The organism is Streptomyces sp. NPDC052020, assembly GCF_040680575.1.
Taxonomy (GTDB): domain Bacteria; phylum Actinomycetota; class Actinomycetes; order Streptomycetales; family Streptomycetaceae; genus Streptomyces.
On sequence record NZ_JBFAWY010000014.1, the window covers coordinates 120,521 to 144,619 of the forward strand.

22 protein-coding genes are annotated in these 24,099 nt (G+C 71.5%); 10 read left to right on the plus strand and 12 right to left on the minus strand.

Annotated features, from left to right (window positions below):
* Positions 1-12: 12 nt before the first annotated feature.
* From AB0L74_RS17135 to AB0L74_RS17160, 6 genes are all read right to left on the minus strand, one after another.
* A complete protein-coding gene (locus AB0L74_RS17135; protein WP_365651994.1) occupies positions 13-1,269 on the minus strand; it encodes a cysteine desulfurase in 1,257 nt (418 codons plus the stop codon).
* Complete coding sequence (gene sufC, locus AB0L74_RS17140) at positions 1,266-2,030, minus strand: Fe-S cluster assembly ATPase SufC (protein WP_029386121.1); 765 nt, start codon at positions 2,028-2,030, stop codon at positions 1,266-1,268. The genes AB0L74_RS17135 and sufC overlap by 4 nt, the downstream gene beginning before the upstream one ends.
* Positions 2,031-2,037: 7 nt before the next feature.
* Entirely contained in the window at positions 2,038-2,355 is a 318-nt protein-coding gene (locus tag AB0L74_RS17145) for a non-heme iron oxygenase ferredoxin subunit (RefSeq protein ID WP_365651998.1), read from the minus strand.
* A complete protein-coding gene (gene sufD, locus AB0L74_RS17150) occupies positions 2,352-3,542 on the minus strand; it encodes a Fe-S cluster assembly protein SufD (protein ID WP_365652001.1) in 1,191 nt (396 codons plus the stop codon). The genes AB0L74_RS17145 and sufD overlap by 4 nt, the downstream gene beginning before the upstream one ends.
* Before the next feature lie 83 nt (positions 3,543-3,625).
* Positions 3,626-5,047: a Fe-S cluster assembly protein SufB gene (gene sufB, locus AB0L74_RS17155; RefSeq protein WP_365652004.1), complete on the minus strand. Its 1,422-nt coding sequence runs from the start codon at positions 5,045-5,047 to the stop codon at positions 3,626-3,628.
* A complete protein-coding gene (locus AB0L74_RS17160) occupies positions 5,044-5,841 on the minus strand; it encodes an ArsR family transcriptional regulator (protein ID WP_365652007.1) in 798 nt (265 codons plus the stop codon). Before AB0L74_RS17160 ends, sufB begins: the two co-directional genes overlap by 4 nt.
* A gap of 382 nt (positions 5,842-6,223) precedes the next feature.
* Here AB0L74_RS17160 and AB0L74_RS17165 point away from each other — a divergent pair, with 382 nt between their 5' ends.
* The 3 genes from AB0L74_RS17165 (at position 6,224) to AB0L74_RS17175 (ending at position 9,020) form a co-directional block, all read left to right on the plus strand.
* Positions 6,224-7,147, plus strand: coding sequence for an ABC transporter ATP-binding protein (locus tag AB0L74_RS17165; RefSeq protein ID WP_365652010.1), 924 nt, complete (start codon positions 6,224-6,226; stop codon positions 7,145-7,147).
* Between the two features lie 71 nt (positions 7,148-7,218).
* Entirely contained in the window at positions 7,219-7,935 is a 717-nt protein-coding gene (locus AB0L74_RS17170) for an ABC transporter permease (RefSeq protein ID WP_365652192.1), read from the plus strand.
* A 56-nt stretch (positions 7,936-7,991) separates the two neighbouring features.
* A complete protein-coding gene (locus tag AB0L74_RS17175; protein WP_365652013.1) occupies positions 7,992-9,020 on the plus strand; it encodes a COX15/CtaA family protein in 1,029 nt (342 codons plus the stop codon).
* 133 nt (positions 9,021-9,153) lie between these two features.
* Here AB0L74_RS17175 and AB0L74_RS17180 read toward each other — a convergent pair whose 3' ends face one another.
* The 3 genes from AB0L74_RS17180 to AB0L74_RS17190 all read right to left on the minus strand — a co-directional run bounded on the left by AB0L74_RS17180 (position 9,154) and on the right by AB0L74_RS17190 (position 11,778).
* Entirely contained in the window at positions 9,154-10,260 is a 1,107-nt protein-coding gene (locus AB0L74_RS17180) for an amidohydrolase family protein (RefSeq protein WP_365652016.1), read from the minus strand.
* 127 nt (positions 10,261-10,387) lie between these two features.
* Entirely contained in the window at positions 10,388-10,720 is a 333-nt protein-coding gene (locus AB0L74_RS17185; protein WP_365652019.1) for a hypothetical protein, read from the minus strand.
* 134 nt (positions 10,721-10,854) lie between these two features.
* The gene (locus AB0L74_RS17190; RefSeq protein ID WP_365652022.1) at positions 10,855-11,778 is read right to left on the minus strand and encodes a heme o synthase; all 924 of its coding nucleotides are present in this window, start codon (positions 11,776-11,778) and stop codon (positions 10,855-10,857) included.
* A gap of 903 nt (positions 11,779-12,681) precedes the next feature.
* On the opposite strand from AB0L74_RS17190, the gene tkt reads away from it, so the two are divergent.
* Genes tkt through pgl form a run of 5 tightly spaced genes read left to right on the plus strand, consistent with a single transcriptional unit; the run spans position 12,682 to position 19,287 of the window.
* Complete coding sequence (gene tkt / locus AB0L74_RS17195; protein ID WP_365652025.1) at positions 12,682-14,769, plus strand: transketolase; 2,088 nt, start codon at positions 12,682-12,684, stop codon at positions 14,767-14,769.
* A 34-nt stretch (positions 14,770-14,803) separates the two neighbouring features.
* Positions 14,804-15,922, plus strand: a complete 1,119-nt coding sequence (gene tal, locus AB0L74_RS17200) for a transaldolase (RefSeq protein ID WP_365652028.1) — start codon at positions 14,804-14,806, stop codon at positions 15,920-15,922.
* A 4-nt stretch (positions 15,923-15,926) separates the two neighbouring features.
* On the plus strand, positions 15,927-17,450 hold the full coding sequence (zwf, locus tag AB0L74_RS17205; protein ID WP_365652031.1) for a glucose-6-phosphate dehydrogenase: 1,524 nt from the start codon (positions 15,927-15,929) through the stop codon (positions 17,448-17,450).
* A complete protein-coding gene (gene opcA, locus AB0L74_RS17210; RefSeq protein WP_365652034.1) occupies positions 17,447-18,508 on the plus strand; it encodes a glucose-6-phosphate dehydrogenase assembly protein OpcA in 1,062 nt (353 codons plus the stop codon). The genes zwf and opcA overlap by 4 nt, the downstream gene beginning before the upstream one ends.
* A complete protein-coding gene (pgl, locus tag AB0L74_RS17215; RefSeq protein ID WP_365652037.1) occupies positions 18,505-19,287 on the plus strand; it encodes a 6-phosphogluconolactonase in 783 nt (260 codons plus the stop codon). The genes opcA and pgl overlap by 4 nt, the downstream gene beginning before the upstream one ends.
* A gap of 89 nt (positions 19,288-19,376) precedes the next feature.
* On the opposite strand, the gene AB0L74_RS17220 is transcribed toward pgl, so the two are convergent.
* On the minus strand, positions 19,377-19,970 hold the full coding sequence (locus AB0L74_RS17220; RefSeq protein WP_365652040.1) for a TetR/AcrR family transcriptional regulator: 594 nt from the start codon (positions 19,968-19,970) through the stop codon (positions 19,377-19,379).
* 181 nt (positions 19,971-20,151) lie between these two features.
* On the opposite strand from AB0L74_RS17220, the gene AB0L74_RS17225 reads away from it, so the two are divergent.
* On the plus strand, positions 20,152-20,580 hold the full coding sequence (locus tag AB0L74_RS17225) for a nuclear transport factor 2 family protein (protein WP_365652043.1): 429 nt from the start codon (positions 20,152-20,154) through the stop codon (positions 20,578-20,580).
* Positions 20,577-21,443, plus strand: coding sequence for an NAD(P)H-binding protein (locus AB0L74_RS17230; protein WP_365652046.1), 867 nt, complete (start codon positions 20,577-20,579; stop codon positions 21,441-21,443). The genes AB0L74_RS17225 and AB0L74_RS17230 overlap by 4 nt, the downstream gene beginning before the upstream one ends.
* 74 nt (positions 21,444-21,517) lie before the next feature.
* On the opposite strand, the gene pgi is transcribed toward AB0L74_RS17230, so the two are convergent.
* Together pgi and AB0L74_RS17240 are read right to left on the minus strand one after the other, a co-directional pair.
* A complete protein-coding gene (gene pgi / locus AB0L74_RS17235; protein WP_365652048.1) occupies positions 21,518-23,170 on the minus strand; it encodes a glucose-6-phosphate isomerase in 1,653 nt (550 codons plus the stop codon).
* Between the two features lie 456 nt (positions 23,171-23,626).
* Positions 23,627-23,962, minus strand: coding sequence for an RNA polymerase-binding protein RbpA (locus AB0L74_RS17240; protein WP_119105043.1), 336 nt, complete (start codon positions 23,960-23,962; stop codon positions 23,627-23,629).
* Positions 23,963-24,099 lie beyond the last annotated feature (137 nt).

The following is a 24,099-nucleotide window of genomic DNA, read 5'->3' on the forward strand; positions in this document are numbered from 1 at the left end:
TCAGCACGCCCCTCAGCCGAAGAAGTTCCGTACGTGCTCCAGGCCGTCGACCAGAGCATCGATCTCGGCCGGCGTGGAGTACAGATAGAACGACGCTCGCGTGGTCGCGGGAATTCCGTAGCGCAGGCAGACCGGGCGCGCGCAGTGGTGGCCGACGCGGACGGCGATGCCCTGCTCGTCGAGGACCTGGCCCACGTCGTGCGGGTGGATGTCACCGAGGGTGAAGGAGATCGCGGCGCCCCGGTCCTCGGCCGTGGTCGGGCCGATGATGCGCAGGCCGGGGACGTCCGCCAGCCGCTTGACCGCGTACTCGGTGAGCGCGTGCTCGTGGGCGAGGATCTTGTCCATGCCGATCGAGTTGAGGTAGTCGATCGCCGCGCCCAGACCGACCGCCTGCGCGATCGGCGGGGTGCCCGCCTCGAACTTGTGCGGGGCGGGAGCGTACGTCGACGAGTGCATCGACACGGTCTCGATCATCTCGCCGCCGCCGAGGAACGGGGGCAGGTCCTCCAGCAGCTCCTGGCGGCCCCAGAGCACGCCGATGCCGGTCGGGCCGCACATCTTGTGTCCGGTGAAGGCGACGAAGTCGGCCTGGAGGGCCTGCACGTCCAGCGGCATGTGCGGCGCGGCCTGGGAGGCGTCGACGCAGACCAGGGCGCCGACCTCCTGGGCGCGGCGGATGATCGCCTCGACCGGGTTGAGCGTGCCCAGGATGTTGGAGACCAGCACGAACGAGACGACCTTGGTCTTCTCGGTGATGACCTCGTCGATGTTGGACAGGTCCAGGCGGCCGTCGTCGGTCAGGCCGAACCACTTCAGCTTCGCGCCCGTGCGCTGCGCGAGCAGCTGCCACGGCACGATGTTGGAGTGGTGCTCCATCTCCGTGATGACGATCTCGGTCTCGTGGTCCACCCGGTAGGGCTCGTCGGCCCAGCCCAGCATGTTGGCCACGAGGTTGAGGGACTCCGAGGCGTTCTTGGTGAAGATCACCTCGTTGCGCGAGGGTGCGTTGATGAACTCCGCGACCTTGTCACGCGCGCCCTCGTACAGCGCCGTGGCCTCCTCGGCGAGGACGTGCACGCCACGGTGGACGTTGGCGTTGTGCTGCTCGTAGTACTCGTCGAGGACGTCGATGACCTGGCGCGGGGTCTGCGAGGTCGCGGCGTTGTCGAGGTAGACGAGCTTCTTCCCGTCGTGGAGCACACGGTCCAGGATCGGGAAGTCCTTGCGGATCGCCTCGGTGTCGAGGAGGCCCGGCAGCTGTGTCACGCGGATGCGCCACCCTTCACGTACGCCTCGTAGCCCTCGTTCTCCAGCTTGTCGGCGAGCTCGGGACCGCCGGACTCGACGATGCGGCCGTTCGCGAACACGTGGACGTGGTCGGGCTTGATGTACCGCAGGATGCGCGTGTAGTGCGTGATCAGCAGGGTGCCGACCTCGCCGGTCTCGCGCACGCGGTTGACGCCTTCGGACACCACGCGCAGCGCGTCGACGTCCAGGCCGGAGTCGGTCTCGTCGAGGATCGCGACCTTCGGCTTGAGCAGTTCGAGCTGGAGGATCTCGTGGCGCTTCTTCTCACCGCCGGAGAAGCCCTCGTTGACGTTGCGCTCGGCGAAGGCGGGGTCCATGTTGAGGCGCTCCATGGCCTCCTTGACCTCCTTCACCCAGGTGCGCAGCTTGGGGGCCTCGCCGCGGATGGCGGTGGCGGAGGTGCGCAGGAAGTTGGAGACGGAGACGCCGGGGACCTCGACCGGGTACTGCATGGCGAGGAACAGGCCGGCGCGGGCCCGCTCGTCGACGGACATCTCGATGACGTCCTCGCCGTCGAGGGTGACGGTGCCGCCGGTGATCGTGTACTTGGGGTGACCGGCGAGGGAGTAGGCGAGGGTCGACTTGCCCGAGCCGTTGGGGCCCATGATGGCGTGCGTCTCGCCCTGCTTCACGGTGAGGTCGACGCCCTTGAGGATCTCCTTCGTGGCGTTGTCGGCCTCGACGGTGACGTGCAGGTCTCGGATTTCAAGCGTTGCCATGGGTGCCTCAGGACTCCTGGGTGAGGGAGACGAGCACGTCGTCCCCTTCGATCTTTACGGGGTATACGGGGACGGGACGCGTCGCCGGAAGACTGTCGGGCTTGCCGGAGCGCAGGTCGAAGCGCGAGCCGTGCAGCCAGCACTCGATGTGGCAGTCGTCGACCTCGCCCTCCGAGAGCGAGACGTTCGCGTGCGAGCAGATGTCGTGGATCGCGAACACCTCTCCCTCGGTCTGCACGAGGGACACGGGCGTGCCGTCGAGTTCCACCCGCTTCGGGGTGTCCTCCTCCAGCTCGCTCAGCCCGCAGGCGCGTACGAAGGTCATGCGACCGACGCCTCCAGCTCCTGCTCGATCTTGGCGATCAGGCGCTCTTCGATGTCCGGGATGCCGATCTGCTGGACCAGCTCGGCGAAGAAGCCGCGGACCACCAGACGGCGGGCCTCGTGCTCCGGGATGCCGCGGGCCATCAGGTAGAACAGCTGCTCGTCGTCGAAGCGGCCGGTGGCGGAGGCGTGGCCGGCGCCGACGATCTCGCCGGTCTCGATCTCCAGGTTGGGCACCGAGTCGACCCGCGCGCCGTCCGTCAGGACCAGGTTGCGGTTCATCTCGTAGGTGTCCGTGCCCTCGGCCGCGGCCTCGATGAGGACGTCGCCGATCCACACCGCGTGCGCGTCGTCGCCCTGGAGCGCGCCCTTGTAGACCACGTTCGACGTGCAGTGCGGAACGTTGTGGTCGACGAAGAGCCGGTGCTCCTGGTGCTGGCCCTTCTCGGTGAAGTACAGGCCGAACATCTCGGCCTCGCCGCCGGGACCGGCGTAGTTCACGCGCGGGTGCAGCCGGACCAGGTCGCCGCCGAAGGTGACGATGATGGACTTGAAGGACGCGTCCCGGCCGATGAGCGCGTTGTGCTGGCCGGCGTGCACGGCCTGGTCGTCCCAGTCCTGGACCGAGACGACGGTCAGCTTGGCGCCGTCGCCGAGGAGGTAGTCGACGTTGGCGGCGAGCACCGCGTCACCGGTGTGGTCGATGACCACGACGGCCTCGGCGAAGGCGCCGAGCTCGATGACCTGGTGGCCGTAGGCGACCCCGCCCTCGCCGTGCACGGCGATGCGGATCGGCTCGGTGAGGACGGTCTCCTTCGGCACGGTCACGACCGAGGCCCGCTCGAAGGCGGAGTACGCCTGGGCGGCGACGCGGTCCACCGGGGTGCCGGCCCTGCCGAGCCGGGCGTCGTCGCGGCCGACGGTCTCGACGGTGACGCCCTCGGGGGCCTCGACGGCGACCTTCACGCCGTCGCCGGTGGCGACGGCGGTGCCGTCGTGCAGGCCGCGCAGGCGCTCCAGCGGGGTGAACCGCCACTCCTCCTCGCGGCCGTGCGGGACCGGGAAGTCCGCCACGTCGAAGGACGGGGGCGCGCTCATGCGCGTGGCGACGGTCGAGTCCGCCTCGGCGGCGACCGCGATGGCACCGGCGGTCGTCGAACCGACCGGGATGTTCTGAGCCTCAGCCATGGCTGTCGTAGTGCTCGCTTTCCGTTACGTAAGGGGCTTGACGGGGACGGCGGGGCGGCGCCTGGGCCGCCCCTGGCCGGTGGTTAGCCGACCGCGCCCTCCATCTGCAGCTCGATCAGCCGGTTGAGCTCCAGCGCGTACTCCATCGGCAGCTCCTTGGCGATCGGCTCGACGAAGCCGCGCACGATCATCGCCATGGCCTCGTCCTCGCTCAGACCGCGGCTCATCAGGTAGAAGAGCTGGTCCTCGGAGACCTTGGAGACGGTCGCCTCGTGGCCCATCGACACGTCGTCCTCGCGGACGTCCACGTAGGGGTACGTGTCGGAGCGGGAGATCGTGTCCACCAGCAGGGCGTCGCAGAGCACGTTCGACTTGGAGCCCGGGGCGCCCTCGCCGATCTCGATCAGACCGCGGTAGGAGGTGCGGCCGCCGCCGCGCGCCACGGACTTGGAGACGATGTTGGACGAGGTGTTCGGCGCCATGTGGACCATCTTGGCGCCCGCGTCCTGGTGCTGGCCCGCGCCGGCGAAGGCGATGGACAGGGTCTCGCCCTTGGCGTGCTCGCCCATCAGGTAGACGGCCGGGTACTTCATCGTCACCTTGGAGCCGATGTTGCCGTCGATCCACTCCATGGTCGCGCCCTCGTACGCCACGGCGCGCTTGGTGACCAGGTTGTAGACGTTGTTCGACCAGTTCTGGATGGTCGTGTAACGGCAGCGGGCGTTCTTCTTGACGATGATCTCGACGACCGCGCTGTGGAGCGAGTCCGACTTGTAGATCGGGGCCGTGCATCCCTCGACGTAGTGCACGTAGGCACCCTCGTCGACGATGATCAGGGTCCGCTCGAACTGGCCCATGTTCTCCGTGTTGATACGGAAGTAGGCCTGGAGCGGGATCTCCACGTGCACGCCCTTCGGCACGTAGATGAAGGAACCGCCGGACCACACCGCGGTGTTCAGCGCGGCGAACTTGTTGTCACCGGCCGGGATGACGGTGCCGAAGTACTCCTTGAAGAGCTCCGGGTGCTCCTTCAGGGCCGTGTCGGTGTCCAGGAAGATGACGCCCTGCTCCTCCAGGTCCTCGCGGATCTGGTGGTAGACGACCTCGGACTCGTACTGGGCCGCGACACCGGCCACGAGGCGCTTCTTCTCGGCCTCGGGGATGCCCAGCTTGTCGTACGTGTTCTTGATGTCCTCGGGCAGGTCCTCCCAGGACTCCGCCTGCTTCTCCGTGGAGCGCACGAAGTACTTGATGTTGTCGAAGTCGATCCCCGACAGGTCCGAGCCCCAGTTCGGCATGGGCTTCTTCTCGAAGAGCCTCAGGCCCTTGAGGCGGAGCTTGGTCATCCACTCCGGCTCGTCCTTCTTCGCGGAGATGTCCCGGACGACGTCCTCGTCCAGGCCGCGACGCGCCGACGCACCGGCCTCGTCCCGGTCGGCCCAGCCGTATTCGTACGTGCCCAGGCCCTCCAGCTCAGGGTGGGCAGTCTCCGTGGGGAGAGTCATGCGGGGTTCCTCCCGGCCGTGCTTGCAGATGCGTGGTGAGTGGTCTTCGGGGTCTTCGGGGGCTTCGCGGCTCTGGCAGCCTTGGCGGCCCCGGCCGTCTTCGCACCCTTCGGGATGAAGGTGGTGCAGACGCCGTCGCCGTGGGCGATGGTCGCCAGCCGCTGCACATGTGTACCGAGCAGCTCGGCGAAAAATTCCGTCTCGGCCTCGCACAGCTGCGGGAACTGTTCGGCGACGTGGGCGACCGGGCAGTGGTGCTGGCAGAGCTGTTCGCCGACCGGTGCGCTGCGCGCGGTTGCAGCGTACCCGTCCGCGCTGAGGGCCTTGGCCAGCGCTTCCGTCCGCTGTTCCGGGGCCGCTTCGGCGACGGCCCTGCGGTACGCGCCCGCCTGGGCGGCGATCCGGGCCCGGGCGAAGGCGGCGACCGCCTGCTCCCCGCCCTCACGCTCGGCGATCCAGCGCAGCGCGTCCACGGCCAGCTGGTCGTAGGACTGGTCGAAGGCGTCCCGGCCGCAGTCCGTCAGCGCGAACGCCTTGGCGGGCCGGCCGCGCGTCCGCGTGCCGTAGACCGGGCGGTCGCGGGCCTCGACGACGCCGTCGGCGACCAGGGCGTCGAGATGCCGGCGCACGGCCGCCTGGGTGAGCCCGAGCCGCTCGGCCAGCTCGGCGACGGTCGACGGGCCGTGGTCCAGGATGGACCGCGCGACCCGGTTGCGCGTCGAGCGCTCACCGGTCGCGAACTCCTCCTGAGGGGCCCCCATGGGGGTCTCCCGAGCCTCGCCGACGTTTTTCACAACGCCATTGTTGCGTAATTCGTCTGAGCCGGGCAAGCGGCGCCCGATCCCCCGACGGTGCCGTGCGTCACTTAGGCATACCTAATCTGACCTGCGGAAACGATCACCGATCGATCAAACGGGCGGGGTCCGCGAGTTCCGCCCGCACCCCCTCCGACCGGCCCATACGTCACGCGCGGGCCTCGCCGTGGACCGTTCCGCTCGGCGCGCTCGGCCCGGGCGGCGCGCACTCGGCACGCACCGCGGGGGCGGCCCCCTCGACGACTCCGAACGGGCCCGTCCCGCGGCGTGCGCCGTCCCCCGCGGCGTACGCCGTCCCCGTGCGGGGGACTTCCCGTACCCGCCCGCCTGCGCCCGCGCCCGCGTACCTAGACTCGGGGCCATGCGAAGCGAGCCCGTGGTCCAGGTCCAGGCCCTGGTGAAGCGGTACGGCACGAAGACCGCGGTGGACGGCCTCGACCTGGTGGCCCGGGCGGGTGTCACCGCCGTACTCGGTCCCAACGGGGCGGGCAAGACGACCACGGTCGAGACCTGCGAGGGATACCGGAAGCCGGATTCCGGCACGGTCCGCGTCCTGGGCCTCGACCCCGTCCGGCGCGCCGGTGAGCTGCGGCCCCGCGTGGGCGTGATGCTCCAGTCCGGCGGCGTCTACTCCGGCGCCCGCGCCGAGGAGATGCTCCGCCATGTCGCGAGGCTGCACGCCCACCCGCTGGACGTGGACGCCCTCGTCGAGCGCCTCGGACTCGGGTCCTGCGGCCGGACCGCCTACCGCCGCCTGTCCGGCGGCCAGCGCCAGCGCCTGGCGCTGGCGATGGCCGTCGTCGGGCGTCCGGAGCTGGTCTTCCTGGACGAGCCGACCGCCGGCCTCGACCCGCAGGCCCGCCGCGCCACCTGGGATCTGGTGCGGGACCTGCGCGCCGACGGCGTCTCCGTGATCCTCACCACCCACTTCATGGACGAGGCGGAGCAGCTCGCCGACGACGTCGCCATCATCGACGCCGGCCGGGTCATCGCCCAGGGCTCCCCGGAGGAGCTGTGCCGCGGCGGTGCCGAGAACACGCTCCGCTTCACCGGCCGCCCGGGGCTCGACCTGGCGTCGCTCCTCAAGGCGCTCCCGGCCGACACGGCGGTCGCCGAGCTGACCCCGGGCTCGTACCGGGTCGTCGGCAAGGTCGGCCCGCAGCTGCTCGCCACGGTGACGTCCTGGTGCGCGCAGCACGGGGTGATGCCGGACCGCATCTCGGTGGAGCGGCACACCCTGGAAGACGTGTTTCTGGAGCTCACCGGCAAGGAGCTGCGTTCGTGACCGCCACCGGTACGGGTACGACGGGTACGGGGAAGTACGCGCCGCGGCCCGGCGCGGCCCCTGTCGCCCGCATGATCGCGGCGCAGGCCGCGCTGGAGACGAGAATGCTGCTGCGCAACGGCGAGCAGCTGCTGCTGACGGTGGTCATCCCCACCCTGCTGCTCGTCCTGTTCAGCTCGGTCGACATCGTGGACACCGGCGAGGGCGAGGCCGTCGACTTCCTGGCCCCCGGCGTCCTGGCGCTCGCCGTGATGTCGACGGCGTTCACCGGACAGGCCATCGCGACCGGCTTCGAGCGCCGCTACGGGGTCCTGAAGCGGCTGGCCGCCTCACCGCTGCCGCGCTGGGGCCTGATGACCGCGAAGACGGTGTCCGTGCTGGTCACCGAGGTGCTCCAGGTGGCGCTGCTCACGGTGATCGCCTTCGCGCTGGGCTGGTCGCCGCACGGCAACCCCCTCGTCGTCGTCCTGCTGCTGCTCCTGGGCACGGCGGCCTTCTCGGGCCTGGGGCTGCTCATGGCGGGCACCCTCAAGGCCGAGGCGACGCTGGCCGCCGCCAACCTGGTCTTCCTGCTGCTGCTCGTCGGCGGCGGGGTGATCGTCCCCCTCGACACGTTCCCGGACGCGGCGCGGGACGTGCTCGGCCTGCTGCCCATCTCCGCGCTGTCCGACGGGCTGCGGGACGTGCTCCGGCACGGGGCCGGGATGCCGTGGGGCGACCTGGGGATCCTGGCCGTATGGTCGGTCGCGGGGCTGGCGGCGGCGGGGAAGCTCTTCCGCTGGGAGTAGCGCCGCCCCCTCCCGCGGGGGACCCTCGTGAACGCGTGCACAAGCCCCCGCCTACCATGGAGCGCGTGCCAAACGTGACCCGTGCCGACGCCGCAGCCGCCGTGCGCAACCCGCTCGCCTTCATCGCCGCGCGCTGGACCCCCGCCCCCCGGACCGTCCAGCGGGCTGCCCTGTCCGCGCTCGTCATGTCGGTGATCATCGTGGTCACCGGCGGCGCCGTGCGGCTGACCGGCTCGGGGCTGGGCTGCCCCACCTGGCCCAAGTGCACCGACGACTCCCTCACCGCCACCAGCGAGATGGGCTTCCACGGCGCCATCGAGTTCGGCAACCGCATGCTGACGTACGTGCTGTGCGCCGCGGTGGGCTGGGCGATCATCGCCGCGCGGTCGCAGAAGCCGTACCGGCGCGGCCTGACCCGGCTGGGCTGGGCGCAGTTCTGGATCGTGATGAGCAACGCGGTCCTCGGCGGCATCGTGGTGCTCGTCGGCCTCAACCCGTACACCGTCGCGGCCCACTTCGTGGCGACCTCGGCGCTCATCGCCGTCGCGACGGTGATGTGGCAGCGCACCCGGGAGGGGGACGCGGCACCGCGCCCGCTCGTCGGCCAGTCGGTACGGCAGCTGGTGTGGGTGCTGGTCGCCGCCTCGGCGGTGCTCATCCTGGTCGGCACGGTGGTGACCGGCGCGGGCCCGCACGCGGGCGACTCCAGCGAGGTCCCGCGGATGCCGGTCGACTGGGAGACGGTCACCAAGCTGCACGCCGTGCTGGCGTGGATCGTGGTGACCCTGGCGTTCGCGCTGTGGTTCGTGCTGAAGGCGGTCGACGCGCCGCGGGGCCCGCTGAGCCGCACCCGCGACCTGTTCCTGGTGCTGCTCGCCCAGGGCGTCATCGGCTACGTCCAGTACTTCACCGACCTGCCGGAGGTCCTGGTCGGCCTGCACATGTTCGGGTCGGCGGTGACGTGGATCGCGGTGCTGCTGGTGCTGCTGTCGCTGCGTGAGCGGCCGGAGCCGACGGCCGGCGCGCCGGGCCCGGCGGACCGGGCACAGGGGGCGGCCGGCGTGGCGGTGGCGGGGCCCAGGTAGGCGGCCCGGGCCCGCCCCGGCGCGCCGGCCGCTCTCGTCGTCGGACGCCGGCCGCTCCCGGCGCGGTCGGAAGCCGCGCCGGTCCCGGACGGCGAGCTGGGCGCCGGTCCGCGTCCGGCCGGTCCGGGCCGTCTCAGCCCAGCCCGTACACCCGGTGGGCGTTCCCGGCCGCGATCATCCCCGCCACCCGCTCCGCGTCCCCCGGGGACCAGGCGCCCTCGGCCACCCAGGTGCCGAGCACCCGCCCGAGGGCCTCGCGGAACAGGCGCGCGCCCACCACGTGCAGCTCCGGCAGTGCCCGGGCGCCGCTGGAGAAGAGGATCTTGCCGAAGGGGGCCAGTTCCAGGATCTCCGCGAGGACGGCGGCCGCACGGGCGCCGGTGCGGGCCAGGGCGGCGCCCGCGTCGACGTGGACGTGCGGGAAGACGCCGGCGAGGTGGGCGGCGTGGCGCTGGTACGGGTAGGTGTGCAGCAGGACCAGATCGGTGCCGAGGCCGGCCGTGGCCCGCGCGAACTCCGTCAGCAGGGCCGGGTCGGTGCGGTCGGTGCGCGGGCCCGGTGTGCCGAGGCCCGTGTGGAGCTGGAGGGGCAGGCCGGAGGCGACCGCGATCCACAGCAGGTGCCGCAGCAGCACCGGGTCGCTCAGCTCCCCGCCGGTCCGCCGCCCGGCCAGCCAGCGCCCGGCGGCCCGGCGCACCTCCCCCGGCCCCGGTGGATCCGGCGCGAGCGCCAGTCCGTGCCGTCCGCCCGCCACGGAGGCGAAGGCCACGGCGTGCGCGGCGGCCGCGTGCACGGACTCGGCGAGGTTGGCGAGGAAGGAGTCGACCGTCCCGGAGGTGTCGGCGACCTGCTCGGCCAGCGGTTCCAGGCGGACGATCTCATGGGCCGTCGCGTCCCCGGCGGAGGCCATCTCGCCGGGGCCGGTGAGGTCGCCGGGCGGTGAGGTGTCGACCAGGTACGTCGTGATGCCGCTGCCGCGCAGCAGCCTGCGGCCCGCCTCCAGGACACCGAGCTCGCGGCGCCGGGCCAGATAACGGGCGGGCGGGCAGTGCGGCTCCAGGCCGAGCAGCGGCGGGCACCAGCGGCGCACCGCGAACCCGGTCTGGGTGTCGAACAGGGTGGTGCCGGGCGCCGGCGGACCCTCGGTGTGCGCCAACCGGGCCTCGAAGGTGCCGAGGCCCAGCTCGGTTCCCAGTACGCCGTGGCAGTACTGGTCCACGAGGGACGGCGTGTCGATCATCCGGACTCCCCGCGACGGAACCGTGTCCTCGGACCGCTTCCTCGGACGGCCCCCTACGGGCCTAACGGGTGAACCCGGTGTCAGGTGTTGCTGCTCTCCCCCGCCCCGTGCGGCGGGGCGGCGGCGGTCAGCCGTTGTCCGGGCCGCCGACCTGGATGCCGGCCATCCGGCTCCACTCGTAGGGGCCGGTGCGCACCTTGCCCGCGAACTCGCCGTCGAAGGTCTCGTGGACGGTGATCCCGGCCTTCTCCACCGCCTTCTCGGCGATCGCGTGGCTCGGCGCGACCAGATCGCCCCAGCCGCCGTCCTCGCCGACGAGCACGATCCGCGCGCCGCGCTGGCCGAGGTAGGCCACCTGGCCCTCGGCCCCGCCGTGGGCCCGGGAGAACGCGGTGATGTGCTTGGCGAGCCGGGCCGCGGTGCGCTCGGCCTTGGGGTCAACCTGCTGCGTGTCTGCCATGCCAGGATGCTACCCACGGGTAGATCGAACGGCGACGGGCGGGGCGCGTGGCTTTGACCACGTGCCCCGCCCGTCGGCGTCCGCGGGAGCCGGCGCGTCGGCGCGTCCACCGCGCCCGCGTCGGCGCCCGTGCGTCAGCGGAGGAAGGGGTCGACCGCGATGGCCAGGAACAGCACCGACACGTAGGTGATGGACCAGTGGAACAGGCGCATCTCCTTGAGCTTGCCGCCCGTCACCTCGGCCTTGGCCCGGTTCTGCAGCGCGTGCGCCTCCCACAGCCACAGGCCGCCGGCCAGCAGGGCGACCGCCGTGTAGAACCAGCCGGTGTAGCCCAGCGGCGTGAGCAGCAGCGACACCACGACCATCACCCAGCTGTAGATGACGATCTGCCGGGCGACGACCTTGTTGGAGGCGATGACCGGGAGCATGGGCACGCCCACGCGCGCGTAGTCGTCCTTCACCTTCATGGACAGCGGCCAGTAGTGCGGCGGCGTCCAGAAGAACATCACCAGGAAGAGGATGACCGGCGCCCAGGACATCGAGTTCGTCACCGAGGACCAGCCGATCAGCACCGGCATGCAGCCCGCGATGCCGCCCCAGACGATGTTCTGCGAGGTGCGCCGCTTGAGGATCATCGTGTAGACGACGACGTAGAACAGGAGCGCGCCGAGCGAGAGCCAGGCCGACAGCCAGTTGACCGTGAGGCCGAACAGCAGCGTCGAGACGACCGCGAGGGCGATGCCGAAGGCCAGGCACTCGCGCGGGCTGACCATCCCGGTGACCAGCGGGCGCCGCGAGGTGCGCTCCATCAGCGCGTCGATGTCACGGTCGATGTACATGTTCAGCGCGTTCGCGCCGCCCGCGGAGAGGTAACCGCCGATACAGGTGAGCAGCACCAGCTTCAGATCCGGCACGCCCTGCTCGGCGAGGAACATCACCGGAACGGTGGTGATCAGCAGCAGCTCGATGATCCGCGGCTTGGTCAGCGCCACGAACGCCTTGACACGGGCCCCGAACGGCCGGTGGCTCGGCTTCTGGCTGACCCCGAGCTCCCCCATTGCCCCAATGGCATGGGAGGAGCCCCCACCCACTGGACGGGATTCGACGGCCGTCACGCACACCCCTGACAGAGACATCCCAGCGAGCCTTGCCGAGTGAAGCGGCGGTGAAGGCTCGCGCGTACCACGCCACTGTAGACGTTGCCCATACCCCGGTCTTCGCGGGGGTGGGTCGTGTTGGGCGGCATGCTCCCGGGCCGGCGCCCCCCCTCCGTCCCGGGACACGCCGGGCCCTCCGCCGGCGGAGTGACCGCCGGGCGCGGCCCGGCGTGACCGGCGGCCACCCGCCCGGGCGCTGCCGGGCAGGTGGTCGGAATTACTCGTTCCGGAAGATGGCGGATGGGCACGGAAATGCTCGGACGAGCGCGCACCGGACCGGCACGATAAGAAAATCGGCCGGCACCCGCCGAACGGGCGTGGGAAAGCCCGGACGGGCATCGGTCGGACGGGCGCCGGAAAGCTCGGGCGGGCATCCGGCGGACGGGCGCGGGAATACCCGGGCGAGTACCGGACGAGCGGCGGACGCGCACGCGAAGGCCCGGGAGGGCGCCCGGCGGACGAGCGCGGGAGGGCTCGCGGGAGCGCGCACCGGACCGCGCGGCAGGACGGGGCCGCGCGCTCGCCGGACGGGCGCGGGAAAGCTCGGACGAGCACCCTTCCGACGGGCGCGGCAAGGCTCGATTGAGCGGTCATATGAGCAGCTCCGCATTCACTTGCCGAATACGGTTCAGCCCGGTCGGGAGGCGGAGTTCTCCGAGTCCCGGCAGTCTGGAAACACCCGGAAAAACGCACGTTCTTACGGGGGTAGGCTCGACACCGGCCGGCCGACGTCCGGAACGCCGGCAGCCGGGGGACGCGTACGTCCACCGGCATCCGACATGTGGAGAGGAGCCCTGACTCAGGGTGAGCACCAAGCCGACCACCACAGACCTCGAGTGGACCGAGCTGGACCAGCGGGCCGTGGACACCGCCCGCGTCCTGGCCGCCGATGCCGTACAGAAGGTCGGCAACGGCCATCCCGGTACGGCGATGAGCCTGGCGCCCGCCGCCTACACCCTCTTCCAGAAGGTGATGCGGCATGACCCGGCGGACGCGGACTGGGTCGGGCGGGACCGTTTCGTGCTGTCCGCCGGCCACTCGTCCCTGACCCTGTACACCCAGCTGTACCTGGCCGGTTTCGGCCTGGAGCTGGATGACCTGAAGGCGTTCCGCACCCACGGTTCGAAGACGCCGGGTCACCCCGAGTACGGCCACACCACGGGCGTGGAGACCACCACCGGCCCGCTGGGCCAGGGTGTCGCCAACGCCGTCGGCATGGCGATGGCCGCCCGCTACGAGCGGGGCCTGTTCGACCCGGACGCCCCGCAGGGCGAGTCGCCGTTCGACCACTTCGTGTACTGCATCGCCGGTGACGGCTGCCTCCAGGAGGGCATCTCCGCCGAGGCGTCCTCCCTCGCCGGCCACCAGAAGCTGGGCAACCTGATCCTGCTGTGGGACGACAACCACATCTCGATCGAGGGCGACACCGAGACGGCCGTCTCCGAGGACACGGTCAAGCGGTACGAGGCCTACGGCTGGCACGTGCAGCGCGTCTCGCCCAAGCCGGACGGCGACCTGGACCCGCACGCGATCTACGACGCGATCCAGGAGGCGAAGAAGGTCACGGACAAGCCGTCCTTCATCGCCATGCGCTCCATCATCGCCTGGCCCGCCCCCAACGCCCAGAACACCGAGGCCGCGCACGGCTCGGCACTGGGCGAGGACGAGGTCGCGGCCACCAAGCGGGTCCTCGGCTTCGACCCGGAGAAGACCTTCGAGGTCGCCGACGACGTCATCGCGCACACCCGCAAGGCCCTGGACCGGGGCGAGGCCGCCCGCGCCGTGTGGGAGAAGTCCTTCCAGCAGTGGCGGGACAACAACCCCGAGCGCGCCGCCGAGTACGACCGCGTCGCCAAGGGCGAGCTGCCCACCGGCTGGGAGGAGAAGATCCCGGTCTTCGAGGCGGGCAAGTCCGTCGCCACCCGTGCCGCCTCCGGCAAGGTCCTCCAGGCGCTCGGCGCGGTCGTCCCCGAGCTGTGGGGCGGCTCCGCCGACCTGGCCGGCTCGAACAACACCACGATCGACAAGACGTCGTCGTTCCTGCCCGCGGGCAACCCGCTGCCCGAGGCGGACCCCTACGGCCGCACCGTCCACTTCGGCATCCGCGAGCACGCGATGGCCGCGGAGATGAACGGCATCGCGCTGCACGGCAACACGCGCATCTACGGCGGCACCTTCCTGGTCTTCTCCGACTACATGCGCAACGCGGTGCGCCTGTCGGCGCTGATGCACCTGCCGGTGACGTACGTGTGGACGCACGACTCCATCGGCCTGGGCGAGGACGGCCCCACCCACCAGCCGGTCGAGCACCTGGCCTCGCTGCGCGCCATCCCGGGTCTGAACGTGGTCCGCCCGGCCGACGCCAACGAGACCGCCATCGCCTGGCGCGAGGTGCTCAGGCGCTGGACGAAGGAGTTCGGCAAGGGCCAGCCGCACGGTCTGGCCCTCACCCGCCAGGGCGTGCCGACGTACGAGTCCAACGAGGACGCGGCCCGCGGCGGCTACGTGCTGTTCGAGGCCGAGGGCGGCAAGCCGGAGGTCGTCCTGATCGCCACCGGTTCCGAGGTGCACGTGGCCGTGGAGGCCCGCGAGCGGCTCCAGGCCGACGGCGTGCCCACGCGCGTGGTGTCGATGCCGTGCGTGGAGTGGTTCGAGCAGCAGGACCAGGGGTACCGGGACAGCGTCCTGCCCCCGTCCGTGAAGGCGCGTGTCGCCGTGGAGGCGGGGATCGGGCTGACCTGGCACCGTTACGTCGGGGACGCCGGGCGCATCGTTTCCCTGGAGCACTTCGGTGCCTCCGCCGACGGCAAGGTCCTCTTCCAGGAGTACGGCTTCACCGCCGAGAACGTCGCCGCCAAGGCGAAGGAATCGATCGCCGCAGCCCAGCGCTGACGCTCGTATACGACACGTAGGAGATGCATTTTCCATGACAGACGCACTCAAGCGCCTCTCCGAGGAAGGCGTCGCGATCTGGCTGGACGACCTGTCCCGCAAGCGGATCACGTCCGGCAACCTGGCCGAGCTGATCGACCAGCAGCACGTCGTGGGCGTCACCACCAACCCGACGATCTTCCAGAAGGCGATCAGCGAGGGCCACGGCTACGACCGGCAGCTGTCGGACCTGGCCGCCCGCAAGGTCACCGTCGAAGAGGCCATCCGCATGATCACCACGGCGGACGTCCGCGACGCCGCCGACATCCTGCGCCCGGTCTTCGACGCCACCGGCGGCAAGGACGGCCGGGTCTCCATCGAGGTCGACCCGCGCCTGGCCCACAACACCAAGGCCACGGTCGCCGAGGCCAAGCAGCTGGCCTGGCTGGTGGACCGGCCCAACACGCTCATCAAGATCCCCGCCACCGAGGCGGGCATCCCGGCGATCGCCGAGGTCATCGGCCTGGGCATCAGCGTCAACGTCACGCTGATCTTCTCGCTGGAGCGCTACCGCAAGGTCATGGACGCCTTCCTGACCGGCCTGGAGAAGGCCAAGGAGCGCGGCCTGGACCTGTCGCAGATCCACTCCGTGGCGTCCTTCTTCGTGTCCCGCGTGGACACCGAGATCGACAAGCGGATCGACGCGCTGGGCACCGACGAGGCCAAGGCGCTGCGCGGCAAGGCCGCCATCGCCAACGCGCGTCTGGCCTACCAGGCGTACGAGGAGGTCTTCTCCTCCGACCGCTGGAACGCCCTGGAGAAGGCCGGCGCCAACAAGCAGCGTCCGCTGTGGGCCTCCACGGGCGTGAAGGACAAGGCGTACGACGACACCATGTACGTCACCGAGCTGGTCGCGCCCAACACGGTGAACACCATGCCCGAGGCCACCCTGGTGGCCACCGAGGACCACGGTGAGATCACCGGGGACACCGTCTCCGGCACCTACGAGCAGGCCCGCGCCGACCTCGACGCGGTCGAGAAGCTCGGGATCTCCTACAACGAGGTGGTCCGGCTGCTGGAGGACGAGGGCGTCGACAAGTTCGAGGCGTCCTGGAACGACCTGCTGAAGTCGACCGAGGCGGAGCTGAAGCGCCTCGCCCCCTCGGAGGGCTGACACGTTGTCAAGCGGCAACCCGCTGCGTGACCCCGCCGACCGACGGCTCCCGCGTATCGCGGGGCCGTCGGGCCTGGTCATTTTCGGGGTCACGGGCGATCTGTCACGGAAGAAGCTCATGCCCGCCGTGTACGACCTCGCCAACCGGGGTCTGCTGCCGCCGGGCTTCTCCCTGGTCGGCTTCGCCCGCCGCGACTGGGAGCACGAGGACTTCGCCCAGGTCGTGCACGACGCGGTCAAGGAGCATTCGCGCACGCCGTTCCGGGAGGAGGTCTGGCAGCAGCTCATCCAGGGGATGCGCTTCGTCCAGGGCACCTTCGACGACGACGAGGCGTTCGAGCGGCTGCGCGCCACCATCCAGGAGCTGGACGCGGCGCAGGGCACGGGCGGCAACTTCGCCTTCTACCTCTCCGTGCCGCCGAGCTCCTTCCCGGTGGTCATCCAGCAGCTGAAGAAGCACGGTCTGGCCGACCAGACCGGCGGCTCCTGGCGGCGCGCGGTGATCGAGAAGCCGTTCGGCCACGACCTGAGGTCGGCCGAGGAGCTCAACGCGATCGTCCACGAGGTCTTCGCCCCGGACCAGGTCTTCCGCATCGACCACTACCTGGGCAAGGAGACCGTCCAGAACATTCTGGCGCTGCGCTTCGCCAACCAGATGTTCGAACCGATCTGGAACCGGTCCTTCGTCGACCACGTGCAGATCACGATGGCCGAGGACATCGGCATCGGCGGCCGGGCCGGCTACTACGACGGCATCGGCGCCGCCCGCGACGTCATCCAGAACCACCTGCTCCAGCTGCTCGCGCTCACCGCGATGGAGGAGCCCGCCTCCTTCGACGCCGACGCGCTGGCCGCGGAGAAGACCAAGGTGCTGGGCGCGGTGAAGCTGCCGAAGGACCTGGGCCGCGACACCGTGCGCGCCCAGTACACGGCCGGCTGGCAGGGCGGCGCGAAGGTCATCGGCTACCTCGACGAGGAGGGCATCGACCCGAAGTCGAAGACCGACACCTACGCCGCGATCAAGCTGGGCATCGACAACCGCCGCTGGGCGGGCGTCCCCTTCTACCTGCGCACCGGCAAGCGGCTGGGCCGCCGGGTGACGGAGATCGCGGTCGTCTTCCAGCGCGCCCCGCACTCCCCCTTCGACACGACGGCCACGGAGGAGCTGGGCTCCAACGCGATCGTCATCCGCGTCCAGCCCGACGAGGGCGTCACGGTCCGGTTCGGCTCCAAGGTGCCGGGCACGTCGATGGAGATCCGGGACGTGTCGATGGACTTCGCCTACGGCGAGTCGTTCACCGAGTCCAGCCCGGAGGCGTACGAGCGGCTGATCCTGGACGTGCTGCTCGGTGACGCCAACCTCTTCCCGCGCACGGAGGAGGTCGAGCTGTCCTGGAAGATCCTCGACCCGATCGAGGAGTACTGGGACGCCCACGGCACGCCCGCCCGGTACCCGGCCGGCACGTGGGGACCCGTCGAGGCGGACCAGATGCTTCAGCGAGACGGACGGAGCTGGCGCCGGCCATGAAGATAGACCTCACGGACACCACGGCCAGCAAGATCAACAAGGCGCTGGTGCAAGGCCGCCGGGCCATCGGCACACCCGCCGTCGGCATGGTCCTCACGCTGGTCATCGTCACCGACGAGGAGAACGCCTACGACGCGCTGAAGGCCGCCAACGACGCCTCGCGCGAGCACCCCTCGCGCACGCTGGTGGTCGTCAAGCGCGTCTCGCGCTCGCCCCGCGACCGTACGACGTCCCGGCTGGACGCCGAGGTGCGGGTGGGCGCGGACGCGGGCACCGGCGAGACGGTGGTGCTGCGGCTGTACGGCGAGATCGTCGACCACGCCCAGTCGGTGGTCCTGCCGCTGCTGCTGCCGGACGCGCCGGTGGTGGTGTGGTGGCCGGTCAACGCGCCGCTCGACCCGGCCAACGACCCGCTGGGGTCGCTGGCCCAGCGCCGCGTCACCGACAGTTACGCCGCCGAGGACCCGATCCGGGAGCTGACCTCCCGGGCCGGTGCCTACACGCCGGGCGACACCGACCTGGCCTGGACCCGGATCACGCCGTGGCGCTCGATGCTGGCGGCGGCCCTGGACCAGGTCACCTGCGAGGTGAAGGCCGTCGAGGTGGAGGGCGAGGAGTTCAACCCGAGCTGCGAGCTGCTGGCGATGTGGCTCGCGGACCGGCTGGGCGTCCCCGTCCGGCGGTCGCTGTCCAACGGGCCGGGTCTGACCGCGGTCCGCATGGAGACCACCTGCGGCCCGATCGTCCTGGACCGGGCCGACGGCTCGCTGGCCAACCTGTCCATCCAGGGCCAGCCCGACCGTGCGGTGGCGCTCAAGCGCCGGGAGACGGCCGAGCTGATCGCCGAGGAGCTGCGGCGGCTGGATCCGGACGACACCTACGCGGCGGCGCTGCGCTACGGCGTGGAGCGGCTGCACGCCCCGGGTCCGGACCCGGTGGCGAGCGAGGAGCCGCTCGCCGTGCCGGAGCCCGTGGAGGAGGCGGCGAAGGCGCCCGCGCAGCGGGCGACGGCCAAGGCCGCCAAGAAGGCACCGGCCAGGAAGGCGGCGGCCAAGTGAGCACTCCCCAGCTGGTGGTGCACCGGGACAAGGAGCTGATGGCGCAGGCCGCGGCGGCCCGGCTGATCACCAGGATCGTGGACGCGCAGGCCTCCCGGGGCTCGGCGTCCGTGGTGCTGACCGGCGGACGCAACGGCAACGGCCTGCTGGCCGCGCTGGCCGCGGCACCCGCCCGGGACGCGATCGACTGGAGCCGCCTGGACCTGTGGTGGGGCGACGAGCGGTTCCTGCCGGAGGGCGACCCGGACCGGAACGTCACGCAGGCCCGCGAGGCCCTGCTGGACGCCGTGCCGCTGGACCCGAAGCGGGTGCACGCCATGCCCGCCTCGGACGGTCCGTACGGCTCGGACGTGGAGGCCGCGGCCGAGGCGTACGCCGAGGAGCTGGCCGGGGCGGCCGGCCCGGAGAACCACGGGCCGGTCCCGACCTTCGACGTCCTGATGCTGGGCGTCGGCCCGGACACGCACGTCGCCTCGCTCTTCCCCGAGCTGCCGGCGGTCCGTGAGACCGAGCGCACGGTGGTCGGCGTGCACGGCGCCCCCAAGCCCCCGCCCACCCGCGTCACCCTCACGCTCCCCGCGATCCGCGCGGCGCGCGAGGTGTGGCTGCTGGCCGCGGGCGAGGACAAGGCGCAGGCCGTGGCCATCGCCCTGTCCGGCGCGGGCGAGATCCAGGCGCCGGCGGCGGGGGCGCGGGGCCGCGCCCGCACGCTGTGGCTGCTGGACGCGGCGGCGGCCTCGCGGCTGCCGCGGTCGATGTATCCGCCGGCGTCGGCGTGACGGCCGCGCCCGGCTGACGGAGCGGGCGCGCCACGGGAGGCGGCCGGAGTCCCCGCACGGGGGCTCCGGCCGCCTCGGCGTTCCGCCGGTCAGGGCGCCGCGTCCGGGCCGCCCAGGACCCGGGTGACGAAGGCGGCCAGACCGGCCCGGAGGCTCTCGCGGGACATCCGCCGCCGGCCGGCCAGATGGTCGACGAGGTCGGCGCGGACGGCCGCGAGCAGCGCGTGCGCGGCGAAGTCGCCGTCGGGGAAGCCGGGGAGCTGTTCCAGCACCTCCCGGAGGGTGGTGTGCCACCAGTCGTAGTGCTCCGCCTGGTACGGGCTGTCGGAGCCCGTGGCCTCCAGGGCGAGCGACAGGTGGCGGTGGTCGAGTTTGAAGCACAGGACGGCGTCCAGCAGGGCGTGCACCCGCTCGGCCGGGGGCGTGCCGGGGCCCAGCGGGCGGGGGCCGTCGGTAATCGCCCGGCGGACCGGGTCGAGCCGGGCCGCGTAGAGCGCCTGGATCAGGCCGGTACGGTCCCCGAAGCCCCGGAAGAGGGTGCCCTTGCCGACGCCGGCGGCCGCCGCGATGTCGGCCATGGTGACGTCCTCCGGCCGGTCGCAGGCGGCGAAGAGGCGGTCGGCGGCGGCCAGCACGGCCTCACGGTTGCGCAGGGCATCAGCGCGCGGCTTGCGTTCCGGCACGGGATCTCCTCCGGCAAATAAGCGGACCAGGGGTCCGCCTCTTGCGCAAGCGGACCGGTGGTCCGTATCATTGGCCAAGCGGACCAGCGGTCCGATTAACGAGAAGCGGACCAGCGATCCGCATTGCGGTTGAAGCGGACCAGTGGTCCGCATCCTATCGGAGTGAGCTGGAGGAATCCCCATGCCCACGGACACCCGGCCGGCCGACGTGTACCGCCACGGCTTGCGCCTGCTGCTCGACAAGGACATCCCCGCCTGGGTGGAGCTCTGGCACGACGACGGCGTCTTGGAGTTCCCCTTCGCGCCCGAGGGGTGGCCGAAGCGGCTGGCGGGCAAGGCCGCCGTCGCCGGCTACATGCGCGTCTATCCCGACCACATCGACCTGCACGACTTCCCCGAGCTGACGATCCACGAGACCGGCGACCCGGAGACCATCGTGGCCGAGATGCGCGCGGTGGGACGCCTGGTGCGCAGTGGCGACCCCTACGAGATGACGTACATCGCCGTGGTGACGGTCTCCGGCGGCCGCATCACCCGCTACCGCGACTACTGGAACCCGCTCGCCCTCCCGCAGGACGGCGCGGCCGAATTCGCCGGGAGCGGCCGATGAGCTCCGCAGCCGCCACTTTGGTCATCGGCACCACCGGCACGACCGGCAGCCGCGTCACCGCCCGGCTCACCGCGCGCGGGCACCTGGTCAGGGCCGCGAGCCGCCGCGCCGCCCCGGCCGGCGGCGCCGGGGCCGTCCGCTTCGACTGGTACGACCCCGCCACCCACGAGGAGGCGCTGCGCGGCGCGGACCGCGTCTACCTCGTCCCGCCTCTGACCGCCGCCGACCCGGCCGCCGTGATGCTGCCGTTCCTGGAGCAGGCCCGCGCCGCGGGGGTCCGCCGGGCCGTCCTGCTGAGCTCCTCGGCGATCCCGGCCGGGGGACCCGCCGTGGGGCGGGTGCACCAGGCGCTGCCCGCCCTGTTCGACGAGTGGGCGGTGCTGCGGCCGTCGTGGTTCATGCAGAACTTCACCGGCGACCACATGCACGCCCGCGGCATCCGCGAGCACGGCGCGATCCGGACCGCGACGGGCGAGGGCCGCGTGGCCTTCGTCGACGCCGACGACATCGCGGCCGTGGCCGTGCACGCCCTGACGGCCGACCGGGCCCCGGACACCGATCTGGTCGTCACCGGCCCGCAGGCACTGGGCTACGACGACATCGCGGCCGTGCTCACCGAGGTGACCGGACGGCACGTCACCCACCGGAAGATCACGTACGAACAGCTCCGCGACCACCTGGCGCAGAGCATGCCCCGTGAGTTCGCCACTGTGCTCGCCGGCCTGGACCGGGCGATCGCCGAGGGCGCCGAGGACCGCGTCACCGATACCGTCCAGCGCCTCACCGGGCGTCCGCCGCGCGATTTCCGCACCCATGTGGAGCTGGCCGTGGCGCGGGGCGGCGGGAGCGGCAGGCCGCGGTGAGGGGACACGCCGTGGCACGGGGAGGCGGACGGGCCGTCCGCCCGCTCCCCCGGCCGTTCCCGCCCCCACTGCCGTCACTGCCGGCCGCGCAGCTCCCGGTAGGTCCGGACGAGGGCCTGGGTGGAGGCGTCCAGGCCGGGCACCTCGGCACCTTCGGTCAGGGCGGGCTCGACCCGCTTGGCGAGGACCTTGCCCAGCTCGACGCCCCACTGGTCGAAGGAGTCGATGTTCCAGATCGCGCCCTGGACGAACACCTTGTGCTCGTACAGCGCGACGAGCTGCCCGAGGACCGAAGGGGTGAGCTCCCGCGCGAGAATGGTGGTCGTCGGGTGGTTGCCCTTGAAGGTCTTGTGCGGCACCAGCTCCTCCGGCACGCCCTCCGCGCGCACCTCGTCCGGCGTCTTGCCGAAGGCGAGCGCCTGGGTCTGGGCGAAGAAGTTGGCCATCAGCAGGTCGTGCTGCGCCGTGAGCTCGTCGCTCAGCTCGGCCACCGGGCGGGCGAAGCCGATGAAGTCCGCCGGGATGAGCTTGGTGCCCTGGTGGATCAGCTGGTAGTAGGCGTGCTGCCCGTTGGTGCCCGGCGTGCCCCACACGACGGGCCCGGTCTCCCAGTCCACCTCGCGCCCGTCCCGGCCGACGTACTTGCCGTTGGACTCCATGTCCAGCTGCTGGAGGTAGGCGGTGAACTTGGACAGGTAGTGGGAGTAGGGCAGCACCGCGTGCGACTGGGCGCCCAGGAAGTTGCCGTACCAGACGCCCAGCAGGCCCAGCAGCAGCGGTGCGTTCGACTCGGCGGGGGCGGTGCGGAAGTGCTCGTCGACGAGCCGGAAGCCGTCGAGCATCTCCCGGAACCGGTCCGGGCCGATCGCGATCATCAGCGACAGGCCGATCGCCGAGTCGTAGGAGTACCGGCCGCCGACCCAGTCCCAGAACTCGAACATGTTGGCCGTGTCGATACCGAACTCGGCGACCTTCTCCGCGTTGGTCGACAGCGCCACGAAGTGCTTGGCGACGGCCGCCTCGTCACCGAGCGCGTCCAGCAGCCAGGTGCGGGCGGAGGTGGCGTTGGTGACCGTCTCGATGGTGGTGAAGGTCTTGGAGGCGACGATGAACAGCGTCTCCGCCGGGTCGAGGTCCCGGGTGGCCTCGTGCAGGTCGGCCCCGTCCACGTTGGAGACGAAACGGACCGTCAGATCACGGTCGGTGTAGGCGCGCAGCACCTCGTACGCCATCGCCGGGCCGAGGTCGGAGCCGCCGATGCCGATGTTGACCACGTTCCTGATGCGCTTGCCGGTGTGGCCGGTCCAGGCGCCGGAGCGGACCCGCTCGGCGAAGTCGGCCATCTTGTCCAGCACGGCGTGCACGGCGGGCACCACGTTCTCGCCGTCGACCTCGATCACCGCGTCCCGCGGCGCCCGCAGCGCGGTGTGCAGGACGGCCCGGTGCTCGGTGGTGTTGATCTTCTCGCCGCGGAACATGGCGTCCCGCAGCCCGAAGACGTCGGTGGCGGCGGCCAGCTCACGCAGCAGCCGCAGCGTCTCGTCGGTGACGAGGTGCTTGGAGTAGTCGATGTACAGATCACCCACCCGGAGCGTGTAGCCGGTACCGCGCCCGGGGTCGGCGGCGAACAGCTCGCGCAGACCGACCTCGCCGAGCTCCTCGTGGTGCTTGGCCAGCGCGGTCCATTCGGGGGTCTGGTTGAGCCTGGTACGGCTCTCTGCGTTCATGGAACCTCCGCCTTCTTCCTTGCCTGTCTGTGCTGCCGCGTACCTGCCCGCTGCCGGTTCCAACCTAATTGATCAGTGGCGGACCCGGCCTGTCGTCACACCGACACCGGTGTTCCGCTCACGCGGATGTCAGCACGGCGACGGGACAGGGTGAAGAAGGCGGCGGCGAGCAGGGCCCGGGTTTCGACCACCAGGAGCAACAGAAGCGCCAAGAGCACCGCGAGCGCCAGGGGGCGGGGCCCCATGGCCGATGTCGCACAGCACGGTGGGGGTCCGCAGCCCGCGCCGGGTCGAGGTGAGAGCGTGGGACCGCGAGCGGCGTGGTGGTGCCCACGGCCGACAGCGGCGCCGCGGCGGGCCCGTCGAGCGGACCACCGGCGACGGACACCCGGCCGGACGGATCCGGCCAGACGACTCGGCCGGGCACCTTTCGGATACCCGGCCGTAGTCCAACTCCTAGATCTCGCCCCGCAGTTTGGCGAGCGCCTCGGCGAGGATCGCCTCGCCGTCCGCGTCGCTGCGCCGCTCGCGCACATACGCCAGGTGCGTCTTGTAGGGCTCGGTGCGCGGCGGGTCCGGCGGATTGTCCCGGTCCTGCCCGGCCGGGAAGCCGCAGCGGGGGCAGTCCCAGGTTTCGGGGACCTGTGCGTCGCTGGCGAAGCTCGGCTGCGTCTCATGCCCGTTGGAGCACCAGAAGGAGACGCGCAGGCGCGGCGCGGACTCGCCGCGCTCGGCCTCGCCCATCGGCCCCGCCCCGACCCGGCTTCCTCGGATCGCGTTGCCACTTGCCACGGTCGTAACTCCCTGCGTGATGGTGCCGCGAAGCGAGTCGGCTCCGCTTCGCCGCGAGCGCCTCAGTCTACGTAAGGCTCAACGCGCGTCCAGTGATAGGAGTTACAGGCCCCCCGCCCACAGACGCAAGCCCCATG

What these genes read in the sequence shown, in the direction of transcription:
- sufC (WP_029386121.1), bottom strand. Translation starts at nt 2,030, where the DNA reads ATGGCAACGCTTGAAATCCGAGACCTGCACGTCACCGTCGAGGCCGAC.
- AB0L74_RS17145 (WP_365651998.1), bottom strand. Translation starts at nt 2,355, where the DNA reads ATGACCTTCGTACGCGCCTGCGGGCTGAGCGAGCTGGAGGAGGACACC.
- sufD (WP_365652001.1), bottom strand. Translation starts at nt 3,542, where the DNA reads ATGGCTGAGGCTCAGAACATCCCGGTCGGTTCGACGACCGCCGGTGCC.
- sufB (WP_365652004.1), bottom strand. Translation starts at nt 5,047, where the DNA reads ATGACTCTCCCCACGGAGACTGCCCACCCTGAGCTGGAGGGCCTGGGC.
- AB0L74_RS17165 (WP_365652010.1), top strand. Translation starts at nt 6,224, where the DNA reads ATGCGAAGCGAGCCCGTGGTCCAGGTCCAGGCCCTGGTGAAGCGGTAC.
- AB0L74_RS17170 (WP_365652192.1), top strand. Translation starts at nt 7,219, where the DNA reads ATGATCGCGGCGCAGGCCGCGCTGGAGACGAGAATGCTGCTGCGCAAC.
- AB0L74_RS17175 (WP_365652013.1), top strand. Translation starts at nt 7,992, where the DNA reads ATGGAGCGCGTGCCAAACGTGACCCGTGCCGACGCCGCAGCCGCCGTG.
- AB0L74_RS17180 (WP_365652016.1), bottom strand. Translation starts at nt 10,260, where the DNA reads ATGATCGACACGCCGTCCCTCGTGGACCAGTACTGCCACGGCGTACTG.
- AB0L74_RS17185 (WP_365652019.1), bottom strand. Translation starts at nt 10,720, where the DNA reads ATGGCAGACACGCAGCAGGTTGACCCCAAGGCCGAGCGCACCGCGGCC.
- AB0L74_RS17190 (WP_365652022.1), bottom strand. Translation starts at nt 11,778, where the DNA reads ATGGGGGAGCTCGGGGTCAGCCAGAAGCCGAGCCACCGGCCGTTCGGG.
- tal (WP_365652028.1), top strand. Translation starts at nt 14,804, where the DNA reads ATGACAGACGCACTCAAGCGCCTCTCCGAGGAAGGCGTCGCGATCTGG.
- opcA (WP_365652034.1), top strand. Translation starts at nt 17,447, where the DNA reads ATGAAGATAGACCTCACGGACACCACGGCCAGCAAGATCAACAAGGCG.
- AB0L74_RS17225 (WP_365652043.1), top strand. Translation starts at nt 20,152, where the DNA reads ATGCCCACGGACACCCGGCCGGCCGACGTGTACCGCCACGGCTTGCGC.
- AB0L74_RS17230 (WP_365652046.1), top strand. Translation starts at nt 20,577, where the DNA reads ATGAGCTCCGCAGCCGCCACTTTGGTCATCGGCACCACCGGCACGACC.
- pgi (WP_365652048.1), bottom strand. Translation starts at nt 23,170, where the DNA reads ATGAACGCAGAGAGCCGTACCAGGCTCAACCAGACCCCCGAATGGACC.